Annotated in this window: 18 protein-coding genes and 1 riboswitch; of the genes, 9 read left to right on the forward strand and 9 right to left on the reverse strand. The window is 66.5% G+C overall.

Features of this window, described 5'->3' with window-relative positions; all coding sequences use genetic code 11:
* Nucleotides 1-3: 3 nt before the first annotated feature.
* A complete protein-coding gene (locus tag ACW2Q0_RS11630) occupies nucleotides 4-711 on the reverse strand; it encodes an NUDIX hydrolase (protein ID WP_457189112.1) in 708 nt (235 codons plus the stop codon).
* Between the two features lie 190 nt (nucleotides 712-901).
* Between ACW2Q0_RS11630 and ACW2Q0_RS11635 the strand changes: the two genes are divergently transcribed.
* From ACW2Q0_RS11635 to ACW2Q0_RS11645, 3 genes are read left to right on the forward strand one after another with little or no spacing between them, the layout of a single operon-like run.
* Nucleotides 902-2206, forward strand: a complete 1305-nt coding sequence (locus tag ACW2Q0_RS11635) for a hypothetical protein (RefSeq protein ID WP_457189486.1) — start codon at nucleotides 902-904, stop codon at nucleotides 2204-2206.
* Nucleotides 2203-3180, forward strand: a complete 978-nt coding sequence (locus ACW2Q0_RS11640) for a glutamate ABC transporter substrate-binding protein (protein ID WP_457189114.1) — start codon at nucleotides 2203-2205, stop codon at nucleotides 3178-3180. Before ACW2Q0_RS11635 ends, ACW2Q0_RS11640 begins: the two co-directional genes overlap by 4 nt.
* Before the next feature lie 5 nt (nucleotides 3181-3185).
* Nucleotides 3186-5693, forward strand: a complete 2508-nt coding sequence (locus tag ACW2Q0_RS11645; protein WP_457189116.1) for a tetratricopeptide repeat protein — start codon at nucleotides 3186-3188, stop codon at nucleotides 5691-5693.
* 61 nt (nucleotides 5694-5754) lie between these two features.
* Here ACW2Q0_RS11645 and ACW2Q0_RS11650 read toward each other — a convergent pair whose 3' ends face one another.
* The 3 genes from ACW2Q0_RS11650 to fgd all read right to left on the reverse strand — a co-directional run bounded on the left by ACW2Q0_RS11650 (nucleotide 5755) and on the right by fgd (nucleotide 10593).
* Nucleotides 5755-7017: an acetate kinase gene (locus ACW2Q0_RS11650; protein ID WP_457189118.1), complete on the reverse strand. Its 1263-nt coding sequence runs from the start codon at nucleotides 7015-7017 to the stop codon at nucleotides 5755-5757.
* Nucleotides 7018-7120: 103 nt separating this feature from the next.
* Nucleotides 7121-9193: a phosphate acetyltransferase gene (pta, locus tag ACW2Q0_RS11655; RefSeq protein ID WP_457189121.1), complete on the reverse strand. Its 2073-nt coding sequence runs from the start codon at nucleotides 9191-9193 to the stop codon at nucleotides 7121-7123.
* Between the two features lie 389 nt (nucleotides 9194-9582).
* On the reverse strand, nucleotides 9583-10593 hold the full coding sequence (fgd, locus tag ACW2Q0_RS11660) for a glucose-6-phosphate dehydrogenase (coenzyme-F420) (RefSeq protein WP_457189123.1): 1011 nt from the start codon (nucleotides 10591-10593) through the stop codon (nucleotides 9583-9585).
* Nucleotides 10594-11005: 412 nt separating this feature from the next.
* Between fgd and ACW2Q0_RS11665 the strand changes: the two genes are divergently transcribed.
* A complete protein-coding gene (locus ACW2Q0_RS11665) occupies nucleotides 11006-11761 on the forward strand; it encodes an HAD-IIA family hydrolase (protein WP_457189488.1) in 756 nt (251 codons plus the stop codon).
* Nucleotides 11762-11866: 105 nt separating this feature from the next.
* On the opposite strand, the gene ACW2Q0_RS11670 is transcribed toward ACW2Q0_RS11665, so the two are convergent.
* Complete coding sequence (locus tag ACW2Q0_RS11670; RefSeq protein ID WP_457189125.1) at nucleotides 11867-12313, reverse strand: RpiB/LacA/LacB family sugar-phosphate isomerase; 447 nt, start codon at nucleotides 12311-12313, stop codon at nucleotides 11867-11869.
* 161 nt (nucleotides 12314-12474) lie between these two features.
* Here ACW2Q0_RS11670 and ACW2Q0_RS11675 point away from each other — a divergent pair, with 161 nt between their 5' ends.
* Nucleotides 12475-12957 (forward strand): DUF456 domain-containing protein, encoded by a 483-nt coding sequence (locus ACW2Q0_RS11675; RefSeq protein ID WP_457189127.1) that lies wholly within the window; start codon nucleotides 12475-12477, stop codon nucleotides 12955-12957.
* Between the two features lie 293 nt (nucleotides 12958-13250).
* On the opposite strand, the gene ACW2Q0_RS11680 is transcribed toward ACW2Q0_RS11675, so the two are convergent.
* Nucleotides 13251-13451 (reverse strand): DUF5808 domain-containing protein, encoded by a 201-nt coding sequence (locus ACW2Q0_RS11680; protein WP_457189129.1) that lies wholly within the window; start codon nucleotides 13449-13451, stop codon nucleotides 13251-13253.
* A 52-nt stretch (nucleotides 13452-13503) separates the two neighbouring features.
* Between ACW2Q0_RS11680 and ACW2Q0_RS11685 the strand changes: the two genes are divergently transcribed.
* Nucleotides 13504-14115, forward strand: coding sequence for a DUF3887 domain-containing protein (locus ACW2Q0_RS11685; protein WP_457189131.1), 612 nt, complete (start codon nucleotides 13504-13506; stop codon nucleotides 14113-14115).
* 172 nt (nucleotides 14116-14287) lie between these two features.
* Here ACW2Q0_RS11685 and ACW2Q0_RS11690 read toward each other — a convergent pair whose 3' ends face one another.
* Nucleotides 14288-15160 (reverse strand): amidohydrolase family protein, encoded by an 873-nt coding sequence (locus ACW2Q0_RS11690; protein WP_457189133.1) that lies wholly within the window; start codon nucleotides 15158-15160, stop codon nucleotides 14288-14290.
* 123 nt (nucleotides 15161-15283) lie between these two features.
* Nucleotides 15284-16636, reverse strand: coding sequence for an FAD-dependent oxidoreductase (locus tag ACW2Q0_RS11695; protein WP_457189490.1), 1353 nt, complete (start codon nucleotides 16634-16636; stop codon nucleotides 15284-15286).
* Between the two features lie 427 nt (nucleotides 16637-17063).
* On the opposite strand from ACW2Q0_RS11695, the gene ACW2Q0_RS11700 reads away from it, so the two are divergent.
* From ACW2Q0_RS11700 to ACW2Q0_RS11710, 3 genes are all read left to right on the forward strand, one after another.
* Nucleotides 17064-17519 (forward strand): Rv0361 family membrane protein, encoded by a 456-nt coding sequence (locus ACW2Q0_RS11700; protein WP_457189135.1) that lies wholly within the window; start codon nucleotides 17064-17066, stop codon nucleotides 17517-17519.
* Nucleotides 17520-17584: 65 nt separating this feature from the next.
* Nucleotides 17585-17700, forward strand: a riboswitch (SAM riboswitch).
* Between the two features lie 14 nt (nucleotides 17701-17714).
* On the forward strand, nucleotides 17715-18131 hold the full coding sequence (locus ACW2Q0_RS11705; RefSeq protein ID WP_457189137.1) for a rhodanese-like domain-containing protein: 417 nt from the start codon (nucleotides 17715-17717) through the stop codon (nucleotides 18129-18131).
* The gene (locus tag ACW2Q0_RS11710; protein WP_457189139.1) at nucleotides 18128-19342 is read left to right on the forward strand and encodes an O-succinylhomoserine sulfhydrylase; all 1215 of its coding nucleotides are present in this window, start codon (nucleotides 18128-18130) and stop codon (nucleotides 19340-19342) included. Before ACW2Q0_RS11705 ends, ACW2Q0_RS11710 begins: the two co-directional genes overlap by 4 nt.
* A gap of 80 nt (nucleotides 19343-19422) precedes the next feature.
* Here ACW2Q0_RS11710 and ACW2Q0_RS11715 read toward each other — a convergent pair whose 3' ends face one another.
* Nucleotides 19423-20010, reverse strand: a complete 588-nt coding sequence (locus tag ACW2Q0_RS11715) for a TetR/AcrR family transcriptional regulator (RefSeq protein ID WP_457189141.1) — start codon at nucleotides 20008-20010, stop codon at nucleotides 19423-19425.
* Nucleotides 20011-20012 lie beyond the last annotated feature (2 nt).

Consider the following 20012-nt stretch of genomic DNA (forward strand, 5'->3'; position numbering starts at 1 on the left):
TTTTCAGGACAACACCTGAACTCGGGTCAACGACAAGATCGAATCCACCGGCACGGTCGCCGGATTCACATCTGGCGACACCGCGTCCATCGAATCCGTATCCGCGTCGACGATACGGGCGTGGGCGCCGGGTCCATCGGGATCCGCATGCAACCAGACGAAGCCCTGATCGGCGAGGTCGACGGTGCGCGGTAGCGCGGCCACCACAGTATCGGCGTCGTCCACAGCGATGTCGTCGAGGCGCACGCGCGCCGGAGCCGCGCGCAGCGTCGGCCAGGACAGGGCGAAGCCGGGGTGCAGCGGATGACTGTCGACCTCGTTCTCGGGCACCCAGGCCAGCGCACTGCTCTCCGGATTGCGACTGGTCTGCAGGGTCATCACGGCATCGGCCACCACGGTGGTGTACGTCCAGCCGCTCAATGCCGTCGCGGTGACTCGCTCGCCACGCACCCGGACATCGGCGGGATCGATGCCCGCTTCCTCCCACGCCTCGCGGACCGCCGCGTGCACCGGGGTCTCGTGGCTGTCGCGAGCGCCGCCGGGCAGCGCCCAGGTGCCGCCCTGATGACTCCAGGGCGCGCGGTGCTGCAACAACACCGCCGAACCACCGCCCGCGAGCGGGGCGCGCAACAGCAGTCCGGCGGCTCCGAAGCGGCCCCAATGCCGCAATCCATCCGGTCCCCGCGACCAACCGTCACCGTCACCACGCATCTGGTTACCATCCTCATCCAGCCGTAGCGGGGGTGTTTCACACGCCACGGCGCCGGTAAGACCACAATAAGCTCCCAGCAGGAGCACTATGTGCGCACCAACCGGGGAGGTGGAGATGGCAGCGCTCGACTCGACGACGGCTCCGCGGCCGCCGTCGGTCACGGCCGATAGCGGGCCCGAGCGGCCGGGCATGCCGCGCGAGACGGGGCTACGCGTCCATCTGGACCCGGCCGACCTACGATCTTTCGCGCTATCGACGCCGGGCCGGCTGATCGCCATCGGCCTGCTGCTCATCGGCCTGTGCCTGGCCGCGGGCATGATGGCCGCCACGACGGTGAGCGATCGCCAGCAGACGCTCGACATCCTGCTCGACGACACCGAGCCGGACGCGAACTCCTCCCATCACCTCTACACCTCGCTGTCCATCGCCGACGCCGCGGCGAGTACCGCATTCATCGCGGGCGGCCTGGAACCGGAGGCCGTGCGCGATCGCTACAGCCAGGCGCTCGGCGAGGCTGCCGCGGAATTGGTGACGCAATCGGGTCATGCGGGCGGGCGGGCCACCGATGACGATCCGGATACCCGGCTGCGCACGGGCATCGCCACCGGACTGCCGGTCTACTCTGGTCTAGTCGAAACCGCCCGTGCGAACAATCGCAACGGGTACCCGGTCGGCGCAGCGTATTTGAGCGAGGCATCGAATCAGATGCAGACCATCCTGCTGCCGATGGCCGCACAGTTGCAGAGCCATCGCTCAGATGCGGTGAGCGCCGCGCAGCGGCATCATATGCAGCCGCCGTGGCCCGCGATCGGGCTGCTGATCCTGGCGCTGGGAACACTGATCTGGGCGCAGTTCGATCTGTCGAAGCGCTGGCACCGCGTACTCAATCCGGGACTGCTCCTGGCCTCGGCCGCGATACTGATCCTGTTGGCGTGGACGCTGACCGCCGGATTCGTCTCCGCTGCGGAAATGATCGGCGGCCGCGACCACGGCGCGGTGCCGAGTTCGCGCTTGACCGAGAGCCGCATCCTGACCCAGCAGGCCCGTTCGGCGGAGACGCTGAAGCTGGTGCGCCGCGACGCCACCGGCGACTACGACCGGACCTACGAGTCGAGTGTCACCCGGCTCGACGAACTGCTCAGCGGCTATCCGTCCGATGCGCCCGCGGCCGATGAGATCGCGAAGGCCAGGCAGTCGCTGATCCGTTGGCGCGCGGCCCATCAACGCATGAACGACACGCTCGCGCGCGGCGACTTCGTCGGGGCGGCGGTGGTGGCGACCGGGCCCGGTTCGGCGGATGCCACCGCACAAGTGGAATCGCTGGACCACGCTCTGGGGCTGGGGTTGGACGCGACGCGCGATACGTTGCGCGACAACATCTCCGGCGCGGCCCGATCACTGGACTTCCTGTCGCCGGGTGCGACGGTGCTCGGGCTACTCGCCGCGGCCTGTGTCGGCGTCGGTATCTGGCCGCGACTTCGGGAGTACCGATGACCAACGTGCGCGGACTACTCGCCGCGCTCGCCGCGGTTACCCTGCTCGCCGGGTGCGCGGCGAGCTCGGGCGCGACCGATACCAAAACCACCAAGTACACCGAACCGCCGTTGCCCGCCAAAGCCGTTTCGATACCGACGGACGCGCCGATTCCACCGGAACGCGACCAGCAGTGCGGCGACCCGACCGCGAGTTTGCGGCCCACCGGCGCGGGTACGGCCGCCCGTGGGCCGACCATCGACGCGATTCGCGCCCGCGGTCGGCTGGTTGTCGGATTGGATACCGGAAGTAACCTGTTCAGCTTCCGGGATCCGGTCAGCGGCACGATTGTCGGCTTCGACGCCGATATCGCCAGGGAGGTCGCCCGCGATCTGCTCGGCAGTCCGGAGCAGATCGAATACCGCAGTCTCGGCTCCGCGGAGCGCGAGTCCGCCTTGCAAAACCATGTCGTCGATATGGTCGCCAAGACGATGACGATCAATTGTGAACGGCGACAGAAGGTCACCTTCTCCACCGTCTATCTGCACGCGAATCAGCGCGTACTCGCGGTGAAGAGCTCCGGCATCCGAAGTCTGGCCGATCTGGCGGGTAAGCGGGTGTGCATCGTATCCGGCACCACCTCGTTGGACCATATGCGTCGCGAACAGCCCACCGCGACCATCCTCACCGTGCCCACCTGGGCCGACTGTCTGGTAGTACTTCAGCAGCGCCAAGTCGACGCGATCAGCACCGACGACGCCATCCTCGCGGGCCTGGCCACGCAGGACTCGGCGTATACCGAGTTGGTCGGCCCCAGCATCAGCGTCGAGCCCTACGGCATCGGAATCCCCAAGGGCAACGACGATCTCGTCCGCTTCGTCAACGGCACGCTGGAGCGTATCCGCAACGACGGCACCTGGTCCCGGCTCTACCAGCAGTACCTGATCGCGCTAGGGCCGGTGCCCGCACCGCCCGCCCCGACCTATCAGGACTGACGGCAATGACATCCCCGCACGATGCCGCCGATCCGAACGAGGGCGGGCTGACCGAACCCGCCCACTACACCGAGGAAAGCACGAGGGCGGCCGCATTCATCGGACCCGACACAGCCGAACCCGGCTCTGCCGCTATCGAAACGATCAGGTGGTCACCGGGTACCGGTCCGGAGTCCGAAACCTCCCGTCCCGCAGCCACTTCCTGGGCCGCCGACGAGAGCGCCGCCGCGGAAGCGGCTCGACGCCACCGCGCCTCCGCAGAAACGATCCGCCAACCCGTCTCCGGCGTTCGCCGCGGCGATATGGCCGCCGAATTCACCGTCGGCGCATGGAATGCCCCGGAGCCGACCTCCGCCGCCACCATGCGCACGTCGGGTCGCAGCGTCCGCACCGCGCGCTCGCGACCGACGACGCGCAAACTCGGCGCCGGACTGGTCACGATTCCGAATATCCCGCCCGCCGATCCACGCTCCGCGGTGCTCGCCGATCCCGTTGTCTCCGAGGGGCGGCGCTTCTGCTGGCGCTGCGGCAACCCGGTCGGCCGCGCCACCGCCACCCGCCCCGCGACAACTGCGGGCATCTGCCAAACCTGCGGTGCGCCTTACGATTTCCGTCCGTCACTGCGCGCGGGCGATATGGTGTCGAGCCAGTACGAGATCCAGGGCTGTATCGCGCACGGCGGGCTCGGCTGGGTCTACCTGGCGATCGACCACAATGTCAGCGACCGCTGGGTGGTCCTGAAGGGTCTGCTGCACGCGGGCGATACCGAGGCCCAGGCGGTGGCCGTCGCCGAACGCCAATTCCTCGCCGAGGTGGCACATCCCAGCATCGTCAAGATCCACAACTTCGTCGAGCACACCGGTCCGGACGGGGAGTCGATCGGCTACATCGTCATGGAGTACGTCGGCGGCCGGTCACTGCGCGATATCCTCGACACCTACCCGCGGCCGCAGCGCATGCCGGTGCCCGAGGCGATCGCATATCTGCTCGAGATCCTGCCCGCGCTGGAGTATCTGCATTCGATCGGGTTGGCCTACAACGACCTCAAACCCGACAACATCATGGTCACCGAGGATCACGTCGAACTCATCGACCTCGGCGCCGTCACCACCCTCGATGCCTACGGAAACCTCTACGGCACCAGGGGGTTTCAGGCGCCCGAGATCGCCAGGACCGGACCGACGGTGGCCACGGACATCTACACCGTCGGGCGGACGCTGGCCGTGCTGACCCTGAGCATGCCGATGGAACAGGGCCGCTATCTCGACGGCATTCCCGACCCGGCCGACCATCCGGTACTCGAACGCTACGAGTTCTTCCATCGCCTGCTGCTGTGTGCGACCGACCCGGATCCCGAGCGCCGCTTTCCCTCCGCGCGCGTGATGTCGGCCCAGTTGGCTGGGGTACTGCGCGAGATCCTGTCCGTGGAGACCGGCGAGGAACATCCACAGCTGTCCACAGTTTTCAGTCCACAGCGTGGCAGCTTCGGCACCGACGAGTTGATCAGCCAGACCGACGCCTACGCCGACGGCATCGCCAGGAGCACACTGCTGCGCGCGGACGAAGTGGCCACGGCGCTTCCGGTTCCGCTCATCGATCCCGCCGACGCGACGGTGCCGGTGCTCGCGGCCGCCGCGCATCCGCAGCCGCGGGATGCGCTCGTGGCATTGCAGGAGGCCAGGGCGCGTGCCGAGGCCGATCCCGACAATGCCGCGAACACCCTGGATCTGGAGCTGACGTTGGCCGAGGCCCGGCTCCGCCTGGAACTCGGGGAATCGGCCGTGGTGCGGCAGATGCTGTCGCGGGTGGACACCGATCACGACTGGCGCATCGACTGGTATCTGGGCCAGGCTCAGCTGCTGGAATTGGATTTCGAGCAGGCTTACGCCAGTTTCGACGCAGTGCTTCGGGTGCTGCCCGGTGAGATAGCACCCAAGCTCGCATTGGGGGCCACCGCGGAACTGGTCTTGCAGCACTGGGATTCCGAGGATCCGCAGCAGTGGCACGCCTACGCGGAGCGGTTCTATCGCACCGTCTGGCGCACCGACCGCGCGGCGGTGAGCGCCGCGTTCGGACTCGCCCGACAACTCGCGGTGACCGGCCGGGTAGACGACGCCGTGCGCGCACTCGACGAGGTACCCGCCGCCTCCCGGCACTACACAACGGCCCGAATGACCGGCGTATGGATGCTGCTCACCGCCGCCCCGATCGCCGAAATCCCCGAATCCACCCTGCACATTTCGGCCTCGCGCGTCACCGCCCTGCCCAGCGGGGAGAGCCGAGCGACCCAGATGCGCGTGCTCGTCCTCGGTGCCGCCCTGGCCTGGCTGCAATCCGGCAATGCGCCCCGCACCGATGGGGCGACGCTCTTCGGCGCGCCGTTCACCGAGCGCGAGCTGCGCGCGGGCACCGAGGCCGGGCTGCGCGCCCTGGCCCGCAGTGCCCCCGGCCGCAATCACCGCTATGCCCTGGTCGACTTGGCCAATGCCATCCGTGCCCAGACCTGGATCTGAATTCGAAGCCGGACCAACCTGAGGATTTCGTGAGGTTTCCAGGGCCGCTCCTCTGGAGGTCTCAGTCCGTGCCCTGAGCTGCGACGACATGGCGCGCGGCCTGTGCGATCGCCAATTCCTCATTGGTCGGGACGACCAGCACGGCGATTTCGGCACCCGGTGCGGAGATATACCGGGCGGCGCGGTCCTTGGCGGTATTGCGGTCCGGATCTATTTCGATGCCGAAGCGGGACAGCCCCGCGAGCGCGTCGGCGCGGACCTGCGGACTGTTCTCGCCGACGCCGGCGGTGAAGGTAATGGCGTCGACGCCGCCGAGCTCGATCAGGTAGCCGCCGAGATAGCGGCGCAGACGATGGATGTACACGTCATAGGCCAGGCGGGCCGCGGCGTCGCCCGCGTCGATGAGTCGCTGCAGCTCGCGGAAGTCGTTGACGCCGGACAGGCCCTTCAGTCCGGCGTTGCGGTTCAGCATTTCGTCGATCTGGTCGATATCCAGCTGGGCCGAGCGCGCCAGATGCGCGATGATCCCGGGATCGAGATCGCCGCCCCTGGTGCCCATCACCAGACCCTCCAGCGGGGTGAGGCCCATGGTGGTATCGATCGGGTGTCCGCCGCGGATGGCCGATGCCGACGCGCCGTTGCCGAGGTGGAAGATGATCTGATTCATCTCGGCCGGATCCCGCTCGAGCAACACGGCGACCCGGCCGGAAACGTATTCGTGCGACGTGCCGTGGAAGCCGTACCTCCGAATACCATGCGCGGCAGCGAGTTTCGCGTCGATGGCGTAGGTCTTGGCGGCGTCGGGCAGGCCGTGGAAGAACGCGGTATCGAAGACCGCCACCTGCGGTACGCCGGGCAGCAGTGCGCGCGCACTCTCGATGCCCGCGACATTCGCCGGATTGTGCAGTGGCGCAAGCGAAGACAGTTCAGAGATGGCGGCGACGACGGCGTCATCGATAAGTGTGGGCCGGTAGAACACCTCGCCGCCGTGCACGACGCGATGCCCGACCGCGCGCACCCCGGCGGCGGCCAGATCGTGACCGGATTCGGCGAAGACCTCGAAAACCAGCCGCAGCCCCGCTGTGTGATCGGCGATCGGCGCCCGATGTTCGATGGTTCGACCATCGACCACGAGCTCGATTCCGGCCTGCTCCTCGCCGATCCGATCGACCATGCCGGATGCGGCGATCACACCCGACTCCGGGTCAAGCAGTTGGTATTTGATCGACGAAGAGCCGGAATTTATCACCAGCACCAGGTCATTGCGCCCACTCGTCGCCCGACCGGCACCTCCGATGGAATCGCTACGCGATACTTCCCTCATCCTGACACCTCCCGCGTCGCGTGCGCGCCCCGCACACGATCAGCAACCACGGATCCGAACCCATTGTTCCGCCGTGTGTCACACAACACCGGCACCCCGCACATCAGCTCTCCTGGGCCTGGATCGCGGTGATGGCAACCGTATTGACGATGTCGGCGACCAGCGCACCGCGAGACAGATCGTTGACCGGTTTGCGCAGCCCCTGCAGCACCGGGCCGACCGCGATCGCACCGGCGCTGCGCTGGACCGCCTTGTAGGTGTTGTTGCCGGTGTTGAGATCCGGAAACACGAAGACCGTTGCGCGCCCGGCCACTTCGGAATCCGGAAGTTTGGTGGTGGCCACGGTGGGTTCGATCGCGGCGTCGTACTGGATCGGGCCCTCCACCAGTAGTTCCGGCTCGCGCTCGCGGACCAGTTTGGTCGCCACCCGCACCTTGTCCACATCCGCGCCGCTGCCGGATTCACCGGTCGAATAGGACAGCATCGCGACGCGCGGGTCGATGCCGAAGCGGGCCGCGGTGTGCGCGGAGGAGATCGCGATATCGGCCAGTTGTTCCGAGGTCGGATCGGGCACGACGGCGCAGTCACCATAGGCGAGCACCCGATCGGCCAGGCACATGAGGAACACGCTGGAGACGGTGGACACACCCGGCACGGTCTTGATGATCTCCAAGGACGGCCGGATGGTATGCGCCGTGGTGTGCGCGGCACCGGAGACCATGCCGTCGGCGATACCCTTGTGCACCATCATGGTGCCGAAATACGAGATATCGGCCATGGTTTCGCGGGCGCGCTCCAGCGTCATCCCCTTGTGTTTGCGCAGTTCGGTGTACTCCGCGGCGAACTCGTCCAGGTAACCGGAGCCGCGCGGATCCAGGACCCGCGCGGGCGAGATATCGAGGCCGAGTTCGGCGGCGCGGGCGCGCACAGCCGCCTCGTCGCCCAGGATGACCAGATCCGCGATCTTGCGCTGCAGTACCCGGCCGGCGGCGCGCAGAATCCGGTCGTCGTCACCCTCGGGCAGCACAATGGTTTTGCGGTCGGCCCTGGCGCGTTCGATCAGCTGGTATTCGAACATCTGCGGTGTCACCACCGAGGTATCCGGAATTTCGATGCGCTGCAACAACTCCGACGCGTCGACATGCTGTTCCATCAGGGCCAGCGCGGTATCGACCTTGCGCGGGCTACCCGCCGACATCCGGCCGCGAGTGCGGTAGGCGGCGCTGGCGGTGTCGAAGGTGCCCAGGTCGGTGGTGAGGATCGGCAGCTTGGGTTTGAGGCCGTTCATCAGCCTGGCGACGGCCGGATGCGGCAGCATGCCGCCGTTCATGATGATGCCTGATAGCGACGGAAAGCCTTCCGCCTCATGCGCATTCACGACACTGAGCAGTACGTCGGAGCGATCGCCCGGCGCGATGACGACGACACCGTCGACCAGCCGCTCCAGAATATGTTCGGCTGTCATGCCGCCGACCATGACCTTCAAGGCCTCACGCTGCAGCAATTCCACATCACCGCTGTACATTTCGCCGCCGATAGCGCTACACAGCTCGGCCATGGTCGGCGAAATCAGCAGCGGCACTTCGGGCAGCGTCCAAGTCGGGACATCGAAGCACGTCAGCGCGGCGCCGACGTCATCCAATCGCCGCGGATCGCAGCGGTTCGCGATGATGGACACCAGGTGCGCGTGTTCGAGAGACAGCTCATGCGCGCACAGCTCGGTCAGGTGCTTGACCTCGTCCGGGGTACGGCCCGCACCGCGCACCACCAGCAGGACGGGCGCGCCGAGGTTCACCGCGATGCGCGCGTTGAAGCGCAATTCGCTCGGGCTGGCCACATCGGTGTAGTCACTGCCGACGATCACCACCGCATCGCACAGCTTCGCGACCTCATGGAAGCGCATCACGATCTCACTGATCGCGGCATCCGGATCCGCGTGCACCTGCTCGTAGGTGACGCCGACGGCCTGTACGTAATCGATATCGGCGCTGCTGTGCTCGAGCAGCAGTTCCACGATGTAATCCGGTTCGGTGGTCGAGCGGGTGATCGGCCGGAATACGCCGACCCGGGCGGTCGTCGCGCACAGCATCTGGAGCATGCCGAGGGCCACTGTCGATTTTCCGGTGTCCCCCTCCGGAGATGCGATGTACACAGCGGATGGAACGGAATCGGCCATGTTCGAGAGCTTAGTGAACCTACGGCTACCCGGACCTGCTGCGAGACCGCCATCACGAATTCCTATGCGCACCGATCCGGATACAGTCCGGGGATGCTGAGCGGTTCCCCGAAGCGGCAGTGGGGTTCGAACACCAGCTTTCTTGCCCGCCTGGCAACCAAGCTCGCCTCCACCGAGCCCGGGTCGTGGCTGATCCGGGAGGTCACGCCGTTGGACCGGGCTTGCCCACATCATGTGCGAACCAGGCTCAACCCAGGCGCGCAGCCGGGTTCGAAGCGCAGTGGAACAGATCGACGAAGCGGGACCGGCCGCGCGACGTGTCCGGCCGAATATCGGCGGGCGGGCCCACCGATATTCGGCCGGACGACCAAGGCAGGAATTGCTGCGGCTCAGCCCAACGCGCGCAGGCGCGGGGCCAGATCGCGCTGGAAGAGGTCGAGGAAGCGCGACTGGTCGTGGCCGGGGGCGTGGAAGACCAGGTGGTTGAGGCCCGCGTCGAGGTAGGGCTTGATCTGTTCGACGGCCTGGTCGGGATCGTTGGCGACGATCCAGCGCTTGGCGATCTGCTCGATCGGGAGGGCGTCGGCGGCGGCCTCCATTTCGATCGGGTCGGTGATGGAGTGCTTCTGCTCGGCGGTGAGCGACAGCGGGGCCCAGAAGCGCGTATTCTCCAGTGCCAGTTCGGGATCGGTGTCGTAGGAGATCTTGATCTCGATCATCCGGTCGATCTGCTCGACGGTGCGTCCGGCTTTGGCGGCGCCCTCCGCGACGGCGGGCATCAGCTTCTCGGTGTAGAGGTCCATGCCCTTGCCGGAGGTGCAGATGAAACCGTCACCGGCCCGGCCCGCGTAGCGTGCGACCAGCGGTCCGCCGGCGGCGATGTAGATCGGGATGCCGCCCTTGGGCACGTCGTAGATCGAGGCGCCGACGGTCTTGTAGTACTCGCCGTCGAAATCGGTGCGCTCACCGGTCCACAGCGCGCGCATGAGGTCGACGGATTCGCGCAGCCGGGCGAAACGCTCCTTGAATTCCGGCCATTCGCCGGTGTAGCCGGTGGCGATCTCATTGAGCGCCTCACCGGTGCCGACACCCAGCATGATGCGGTCCGGGTACAGACACCCCATGGTCGCGAAGGCCTGCGCGATCACGGCGGGGTTGTAGCGGAAGGTCGGGGTGAGTACCGAGGTGCCGAGCTGGATGCGTTTGGTGCGCTCACCGACCGCGGCCATCCAGGCCAGCGAGAACGGCGCATGTCCGCCCTTGTGCCGCCACGGCTGGAAATGGTCGCTCACGGTCGCGCTGTCGAGGCCGTGTTCCTCGGCCAGCACCGCGATTTCCACCAATTCCCGCGGTCCGAACTGTTCTGCCGACGCCTTGTATCCGAGCTTGAGATCACCCATATGCGCCACTCCTGTCACGTCGCTCAACGGTCCGTGCGGGAGGTTCCGCACACCGTCGGCCGCCTGAATCCCACGACCGCAACCCAGTACAACCGCAAGGGCGACACCGGAGTTCCCGCGCCTCGATCGGCCCTACTCGAGCGCTGCGCGATCGTGCTCACACGGCCTCCCCTCGACCATAGTCAGCGCGCCACGACGACGTGTGCAGGGTCACCGTTCACGGAGTGTGTTGTCGCGCTGCGTGACCTGCTGGATTGCTCAAGCAGAGTTGACCCGCAAACCTGGTTTCAAGTCTGGCGGGCGGTGTGGGGATGGTCGCATCGGGGTTGGTATCCGCGCGCCGGACGGGGGGATAGCCGACAATTGCCTCGTGAGTACGCCTGATGATGCGATTCTGTCCTACCTGACCGATATGGATGGGGTGCTGGTGCACGAGGACCATCTGGTGCCGGGCGCCGATAAGTTCCTTGCCGAACTGCGCGGCAAGCAGATCCCGTTCCTGGTACTCACCAATAACTCCATCCGCACGCCGCGCGATCTGCAGGCTCGCCTACGCCACATCGGACTCGATATTCCGGAGGAGGCGATCTGGACCTCGGCACTGGCCACCGCGACCTTCCTCAACGACCAGCGCCCCAACGGCACCGCCTACGTGGTCGGCGAATCCGGACTCACCACCGCACTGCACGAAATCGGCTATGTGCTGACCGATAGCAACCCGGATTATGTGGTGCTCGGCGAAACCCGCACGTACTCCTTCGAAGCGATCACCACCGCGATCCGCCTGGTCGACCGGGGCGCACGCTTCATCGCCACCAACCCGGACGCGACCGGACCGTCCCGCGAGGGTCTACTTCCCGCGACCGGTTCGGTCGCCGCGCTGATCACCCGCGCGACCGGTAAGGAGCCGTACTACGTCGGCAAGCCGAACCCGCTGATGATGCGCTCGGCACTGCGCCGGATCGGCGCACATTCGCAGTCGACGGTGATGATCGGCGACCGCATGGACACCGATATCGTCTCGGGCCTGGAAGCAGGCATGCGCACCGTCCTGGTCACCACCGGCATCTCCACCCGCGAATCCATCGAGCAATTCCCGTACCGCCCAACTCTCGTCGTCGACTCCGTCGCCGACCTCGTCGACCGAACCGACAACCCCTTCGCCTGACGGATCAAGACCAAGTGGAACCGGTTGCCGGGGTGCTCGCCGTTTGCCGCCTTGGTTTCCACGTGATTGCGGCGCGGGCGGCGCAGAGTGCGGGCGGGGAATGAATCAGTGCCTCCGCTCGATCTTCGCCAGATGCGCGATATTGGCGCGATCCTCCACATCCATACTCGGCTCACCGCCGAACCACGCGTCCAGAATCTCCGTCAGCTCCGCCCTGGATGTCGAACGCAGGCTCAGCGCAAGCACATTCGCGTCATTCCACTTCCGCGCACCAGCCGCCGTCACCGCATCACCACACAGTGCGGCCCGGATCCCCGCCACCTTGTTGGCGGCAATGGAGGCACCCGTCCCGGTCCAACAGCACACCACCCCCTGCTCGGCTCGCCCCTCGGCCACATCCCGCGCCGCCGCCTCGGTGGCCCAAGCCCAGTCGTCCCGCTCACTATCCGATAGCGCCCCATGCACCAATGTCTCGAACCCGCGCCGCCCGAGCTCCACCACCAGCTCCTCGGCCACCCCCACCCGCTCATCCGCCGCAACCGAAATTCGCATAACCCAAGCGTAATAACGTCCCCACCGCGTGGCCCCGAAAACCGTAGCTTGTACAAATACCGGGAATTCACGCAGAGTGAGTCGACACGGTTTCTCCTCGACCGCGAGTAGGCCAGAATCCTGGCAGGCGTGACAAGACACGGAAAGTTGAGGGAGCGGCAGTGTCAGCTTGGGGTGAGGTCGTCGTCGGCCTGGTAATTCTGGTCGGGCTGGTCGGGATCATCGTCCCGATTCTGCCGGGGGTCATCTTGATCTTCGGGGCCATTGCCGTGTGGGCGTTTCTGACCGGGGGTGCGACCGCCTGGATCGTATTCGCCATCAGCACGGCGTTGCTGGTGCTGTCCGGCGTCATCAAATACACCTGGCCGGGTCGGAAGATGAAGGATGCGGGTGTCTCCAATCGCGCGCTGTTCATCGGCGCGATCTTCGGCATCGTGGGCTTTTTCATCGTCCCGGTCGTCGGGTTGTTCGTGGGATTCGTTCTGGGCGTATACCTTTCGGAGTTGCACCGACTCCGTGACAACCAATCCGCTTGGCAGGCAACGGTACACGCACTGAAGGGTGTCGGCCTGTCCATGCTCATCGAACTCTTCGGCGCCCTACTGGCCACCGGGGTGTGGGTCATCGGCGCGATCGTGGCCTAGACGGGTTGTTCCGCCGCTGGCAGCGCGGCGGGGCGTGGCTGGTGATCGTGAAGTTGTTGCAGGTCTTCGCCGAGGCCGCCGGTGCGATCGGGTGGCAGGTGAGCGTGGACTCGACGATCATGCGAGCCCATCAAACACGCTGCCGGTGCCCGCCGCGACAGCGACCGTCAGGCCGAACCGCCCGACGGCTGTGGTGAATCCGAGCCCATCCACATCGCCGTCATCGACCAATGGCTACGACACGGATGCGGGTAGGTCGAACGGTCTGCCCTCATCAGACTTCGGCACAGACCCTAGCTGTTGCTGCGTGGGTGCAGCAGGCGGTAGAAGTTCAGGCTGTAGCCCCAGCCATAGGCGCGTGGCGTGAGGATGCGCCCGTCGGCGGGGTTCCACATTCGGGCGCGGAAACGCTGGCGGGTCGGCTTGCGCCAGTCGTAGGGAATGCTCAGGAATGCGCCCTGCGGTTCGGGTATGTCAGGTTCTCGCGTGCTCATGCTGTCAATGTTTCCTTGACAGAGTGGAGCTTGTCAAGGAAACATTGACAGCGTGAGCGAGTCGTTGATCGCTGCCGGTGCCGAGCTGGCCGAACGCGCGACCGCCCTGGCCGAGGCCACGCGCAGCCTGCTGGCAGCCCCAGGACTGGACCTGGTGCGCCAGGCCAGGGAGGTGGACCGGCTGGCCGAGCGGGTGCTGCAACTCAGCGTGTCGGCGGTGAGGCAGTCCGGCAGCACCTGGCAGGACATCGGCGACATCCTCGGCGTTTCCCGCCAGGCCGCATTCCAGCGCTTCGGCAAACCCATCGATCCCAGAACAGGACAACCCATGGATAAGACCACCCTCCCCGGTGCCGGCGAACGTGCCGTCACGGTCGTGGTCGATGCCATCGCGGGACGGTTCGAATTGTTCCGCGATCAACTCGACACCACGATGCGCGCTGGTCTCACCGATGCTGCGCTGGGCGAGGCCAACGCCAAGATCGCCGGACTGGTCGGCGTCTTCGAGAGCGTTTCGGGCGAGCCGTTCGTCCGGCGTATCGCGGACCACACGGTGGTGGACGTTCCGCTCGAATACGAGGCAGGCACTATGAAGGGCCGCATCGCATTCAACGCGGACGGCACGATCGCCGGGCTGTTCATCCTGAATCCCGAGGTCCCATAACGCCTGGCAGCCGCCTCCCAGTTGCCCGGCGCGCGTGAGGGCATGACGGCATTCCTATCCAAACGATCTCCGCTCTGGCCCGACTAGCCCTGCGTCGAAGTCGCTGGCGGCTGCTGCCCGGCGGCGCCGCAGCGGGACTTCGATACCGGGCCCAGCCGAATCGGCCAGACACTTACCCGATGATCCGGAACGGGATCGTATCGGCCGGTTCGACTTTCGGTAGCTCATCGCGGCGCAGTGGGAGGGTCGGCGGCTCGATGCGATGGATCGGGAGGGTGGGCGTCAGATCGGTCGCAGCCGCTCGGTCGCGGGCGGGCAGCCGATAGAACGCCCGCGCGTTGTCCTCCAGCACCATGAACATATCGGTGCCGACCACATCGCAGATCAGATCGACGTCGGCATCCTCGAACGGTCGCCCGGCGCGGGTGCCGGGCAGATCGGTACCGAACATCAGCGCCTCGGGACTGACCGCGTGGATCCGGCGCAGCGTATCGGCCACCCTCATCTGCACCCGTCCGAAACCGGCCGCCTTCACCCGTGCCCCGCGATCCACCAGGTCCAACAGATAGGGCAGACCTTCCTGCGACATGCCGAGGTGGTCGATGGACAGCGCCGGCAGTTTCGAGATCACCGGCTCCATCGAGGTGAGCATGGTGCCGTCGATGTACACCTCGACATGCCAGCCGACGAGGTCGTACGCCCGCAGCGCCTGCAGCGTCATCGCGGTGATATCCGCGGCGGCACGCTTGACGTTGAACCGCAGCCCCCGCACACCGATCCGGTCGAGTTCGATGATCTCGTCATCGGTGGCATCCGGGTCCAAGGCGGTGACGCCGACCCAGCCCTCGCCGAGCTCGGCCAGCGCCGCCTTCAGGTAGGTCTGATCGGTGCCTTGGAAGGATCCGCTGACCACGGCGCCGCCGCCGATATCGAAGCGCGACATACGCTTTCGATAATCGGCGATGGTGAACGGGTCGGGCAGGTAGCCCTCGTTCTCGGCCAGCGGGAACCGCGGGTCGAAGATGTGGAGATGGGCATCGAACACTTGTACAGAATGCCTCAGTGCCGGAAATTACGCTGCCACCGACCCGACAGATTTTGCGCTGCCGCGGCCGAGTCGGATTGTCGAGTGCCACAGGAAGCGACGAGCACCCCCGTGGCATTCGCACTAGACCTTATGCGGCTCGCTGGCGCGCAGCATGTCCTCACGCTCGACGACCTTGACCCGCTCGCGGCCCTCCGGCTCGCCGAGGGCGCGCTCGTGTGCGTCGAGGCGGTACCAGCCCTGCCAGGTGGTGAACGGGATGCCCTTACCCTCCAGGAAGTCGGTGACCGCGTCCAGTTCCGGCTCGGCGGCCGGGGTGAAGTTCACGCTGTCATCGAGCAGGCAGGCCACGGTCTCGTTGGCATCGCCCTTGGTGTGGCCGATGAGGCCGACCGGACCGCGCTTGATCCAGCCGGTGACGTACGTGGCGGGCAGGTAGCGGTCGCTACCGTCGGCATCCTCGTCGGCGAGAACGCGTCCGGCCTCGTTCGGGATGACACCGGCTTGATCGTCGAACGGCAGGTTGGTGAGGTTCTGCGAGAGGTAACCCACGGCGCGGTAGACGGCCTGGACATCCCAGTCCTTGAACACGCCGGTGCCCTTGACGTTGCCGGTGCCGTCGAGCTGGGTGCGCTCGGTGCGCAGGCCGACGACCTTGCCGTCCTCCCCGAGGATCTCGGCGGGCGATTCGAAGAAGTGCAGGAACAGCTTGTGCGGGCGGTTGCCGACATCGCGGATGGCCCACTGCTCCAGGGTGTTGGCGATCATGTCGACCTGCTTGGAGTGCCGGCGCGCGGCCTCGGAGCCCTCGTCGTAGTCGATGTCCTCGGGATCGACGATGACCTCGATGGTCGGGGAATGGTCGAGTTCGCGCAGCTCGAGCGGGGTGAACTTGGCCTGCGCCGGGCCGCGGCGGCCGAAGACGTGCACCTCGATCGCCTTATTGGCCTGCAGACCGTTGTAGACGTTCGGCGGGATCTCGGTCGGCAGCAGCTCGTCACCGGTCTTGGCCAGCACGCGCGCCACATCGAGGGCGACATTGCCGACACCGAGGACCGCGACCTTCTCGGCCTCCAGCGGCCAGGTGCGCGGCACGTCCGGGTGGCCGTCGTACCAGGAGACGAAGTCCGCGGCGCCGTAGCTGCCGTCCAGGTCGATACCGGGAATCGGCAGTGCCCGGTCGGCATTGGCGCCGGTCGAGAAGATCACCGCGTCATAGAACGTGCGCAGATCGTCGAGGGTGATGTCGGTGCCGTAGTCGATATTGCCGAGCAGGCGGACCTGCGGCTTGTCCAGCACCTTGTGCAGGGCGGTGATGATGCCCTTGATGCGCGGATGGTCCGGCGCGACGCCGTAGCGGATCAGCCCGAACGGCGCGGGCATGCGCTCGTACAGGTCGATGCTCACCTCGGCATCGGACTTCATCAACGCGTCGGCGGCGTAGATGCCTGCCGGTCCCGCGCCCACGATCGCGATACGAAGCGGGCGAGCCCCCGCGGTGTGCGCGTCAGGCCCGGAGGAGGCAGCTTGCGTAACCACGGAGGGCCCGTGCTCACCGCTGGTCGACTCAGCACTGTGTTCGGTCATCTTTTACGCGCACCCTTATGGTCGAAACTATTGACGGCGTCAGTCTGAGCTTAGGCTAACTTGACGCACCCTCTCGGTCGCATCTGCCGATGCGAACAGGCGGCCACCTCGGCTATGACAGCAGGCCGCAGTCCCGCGATTCTATCGGTGGCGTACCGCGCACCCCGCGGCGGTGCGTACACCGGGTGTTTGCTGCCCCGGCCCACCAATCGTTACTACCCACTCTGCGGACATCTATCGAATCCGCGCGGCACGGGTACCGGGTCGACCGGGGGCCGGATGCCGGATACCGCCGCCCAGCAGGGATGATCGACTCATGACAGAGCAGCAGGGCGCCGATGCAGAACCCGTAATCGAGGTCGATCAGACCGACCGTCGGTCCATGGCGCCGTTCATCGCGGCGGCCGTTTTCGCCGCTGTCGTGCTCATCGCGATCGTGCTCGGTGCGATGCTCTCGCCCGCTGAGAAAAATGTCACAGAATCGGACAAGATCACCGCCGCGGTGCAGCGCTACGCCGAGGCCCGCGCCGCCACCGACGACACGCCGCCACCCGGCGTGGCCTGTCCGGGATTCGACGAGAGCCGGACACCACTCGCCGATCAGTTCGGCGGGGCCGCGGCCGGAAAGTCGATCAAGGTCAGCGAGATTGAGAATGCGATGGTCGACGGCGATAGGGCCAAGGCGACGGTGACCATCGAGGTCGACGGCCGGAAAACACCGGCGACCTGGAATCTGACCCGTTCCGGAGACCGCTGGGTCGTCTGCCGTTGATTGCTTACGCGCGGCGCGAACCGAGGTTTGACACGAAGGCCCCTGCCCAGGCAATCTCGTTTTCAGGTCATGAGTACCAGCGCCAAGCCCCGGCTGGCTGGTCGGCAACCCTCCTCCGCGGCGGGGTGCTCCGGGTGACGACCGGGCCGCGCACCGAACCCAGGTGCGGCAAGCGTGGATTCACAGGAGGATCGCATGACATATGCCGGTGACATCACCCCACAGCAGGCGTGGGAGTTGTTGCGGGACAATCCCGAAGCCGTCTTGGTCGACGTGCGCACCGAGGCGGAATGGCGTTTCGTCGGCGTGCCGGATACGAGTTCGATCGAGCGGCCGACGGCGTTGATCGAATGGGTGGACAGCGACGGCGCCCGCAACGCCGAGTTCGTGGAGCAGCTGACCAAGGCGCTGGAGGGTCGCGATCCGGCGGCGCCCGTCGTCTTCCTCTGTCGCTCCGGACAGCGTTCTATCGGCGCGGCGGTGGCCGCCACCGGGGCCGGCATCACCCCGTCGTTCAATGTGCTGGAGGGCTTCGAGGGCCCGATCGACGAGTTCGGACATCGTGGCGGCGCCGGGTGGCGCGCCATCGGCCTGCCGTGGCGGCAGTCATGATCACCGGGGGTGCGTTCGACAAGCCACTGCCCGAAGGCGTCGGCCCCGCGACGCTCGGCGTGCGGGGCGGGCTGCGCCGCTCGGGATTCGAGGAAACCGCCGAGGCGCTGTATCTGTCCTCCGGTTTCGTCTACGAGAGCGCCGAGGCGGCCGAGGCCGCGTTCACCGGCGATATCGAGCATTTCGTCTACTCCCGGTACGGCAATCCGACGGTGGCCATGTTCGAGGAGCGGCTGCGCCTGATCGACGGCGCCGAAGCATGTTTCGCGACCGCGAGCGGTATGTCGGCCGTATTCACCGCGCTCGGTGCGCTTGTGGGCGCCGGCGACCGGCTCGTGGCCGCACGCAGCCTGTTCGGTTCGTGCTTCGTGGTGTGCAACGAGATCCTGCCGCGCTGGGGTGTGGAAACGGTTTTCGTCGACGGTGATGATCTGGATCAGTGGGAGCAGGCACTTTCGGTGCCGACCCAGGCCGTCTTCTTCGAAACTCCGGCCAATCCGATGCAGACGCTGGTCGACGTGCGCCGGGTGAGCGAACTCGCGCATGCCGCGGGTGCGAAAGTGGTGCTGGACAACGTCTTTGCCACACCACTGCTGCAGCGTGGTTTCGATCTCGGTGCGGATGTGCTGGTTTATTCGGGAACCAAGCACATCGATGGTCAGGGCCGGGTGCTCGGTGGTGCGATCCTCGGCGCCCACGACTACATCGACGGTCCGGTGAAAACCCTGATGCGCCATACCGGTCCGGCGCTGAGCCCGTTCAACGCGTGGACCCTGCTCAAGGGTTTGGAGACCATGCCGCTGCGCGTGCGTCATTCGACCGAATCCGCCCTGCGCATCGCGCGCTTCCTCGAGGGCAACAAGTCCGTCTCCTGGGTGCGCTACCCGTACCTGGAGTCACATCCGCAGCACGCGCTGGCGACCAGCCAGATGAGCGGCGGCGGCACCGTGGTCACCTTTGAACTGAACGCGCCCGCGAGCGAGGCCAAGAAGCGTGCCTTCGAGGTGCTCAACCGGCTGCGCATCGTCGACATCTCCAATAACCTCGGCGACTCCAAGACCCTCATCACCCATCCGGCCACCACGACCCACCGCGCGATGGGTCCCGAAGGCCGCGCGACCATCGGCCTGTCCGATGGCGTTGTCCGTATCTCGGTGGGACTCGAGGATGTCGAGGATCTGTTGAGCGATCTGGACCACGCGCTGAGCTAGAGCTCATGTCACCGACGTCGCCGGACCGAGTTCGGCACGGCGGCGTCGATGGCCATGACGAGTTCGCGATGGGTGAGCGACTACGCCGACGGCTCCGGGGTTGTTGTCGTTGGGCCGCAGGCGATGTCGTGGAAGGCTGCGCGGAGCAGGGCGGTGATTCGCTCGGGTGGGGCGTCGCGCAGTCCGTCGAGCTGGAGTAGGTGCCGACCGATGACGGTGCCGATGGTGATCGCGCCGATCAGTCCGGCCCGCAAATCCGCATCGTCGTCGGCCAGGTGCTGGGCGGCTTGCCGCTGCCGGGACTCCATGGCGAGTTGGACTTCGGCGGCCGCGTCGGGGTGGGTGAACATGGAGCGGATCGCGGCGAGTGCGTCGGTGGGTTGCTGGGCGAGTTTGGTTTCCAGTGCCGCGAGCAATTGGTCGGCCGCCTGTTCGGGCGTGCCGGTCACCAGATCGTCCTGTTCGAAACCGGAAGCCTCGGCGAACAGGTTGTCCTTCGACCCGAAATAGCGCATCACCAGGCCCGGATCGGTCTGTGCCTCGGCGGCGATCGCGCGAATGGTGGCCCGGTCGTAGCCGACCTCGGCGAACAAGCGCCGGGCCGCGTCGAGGATCCGGGATTGTGTGCTCTGCCGTTGCTCGGCGCGGCTGCTAGGGCGAGAATTCATCA

The sequence above is a fragment of the Nocardia citri genome, assembly GCF_054065835.1.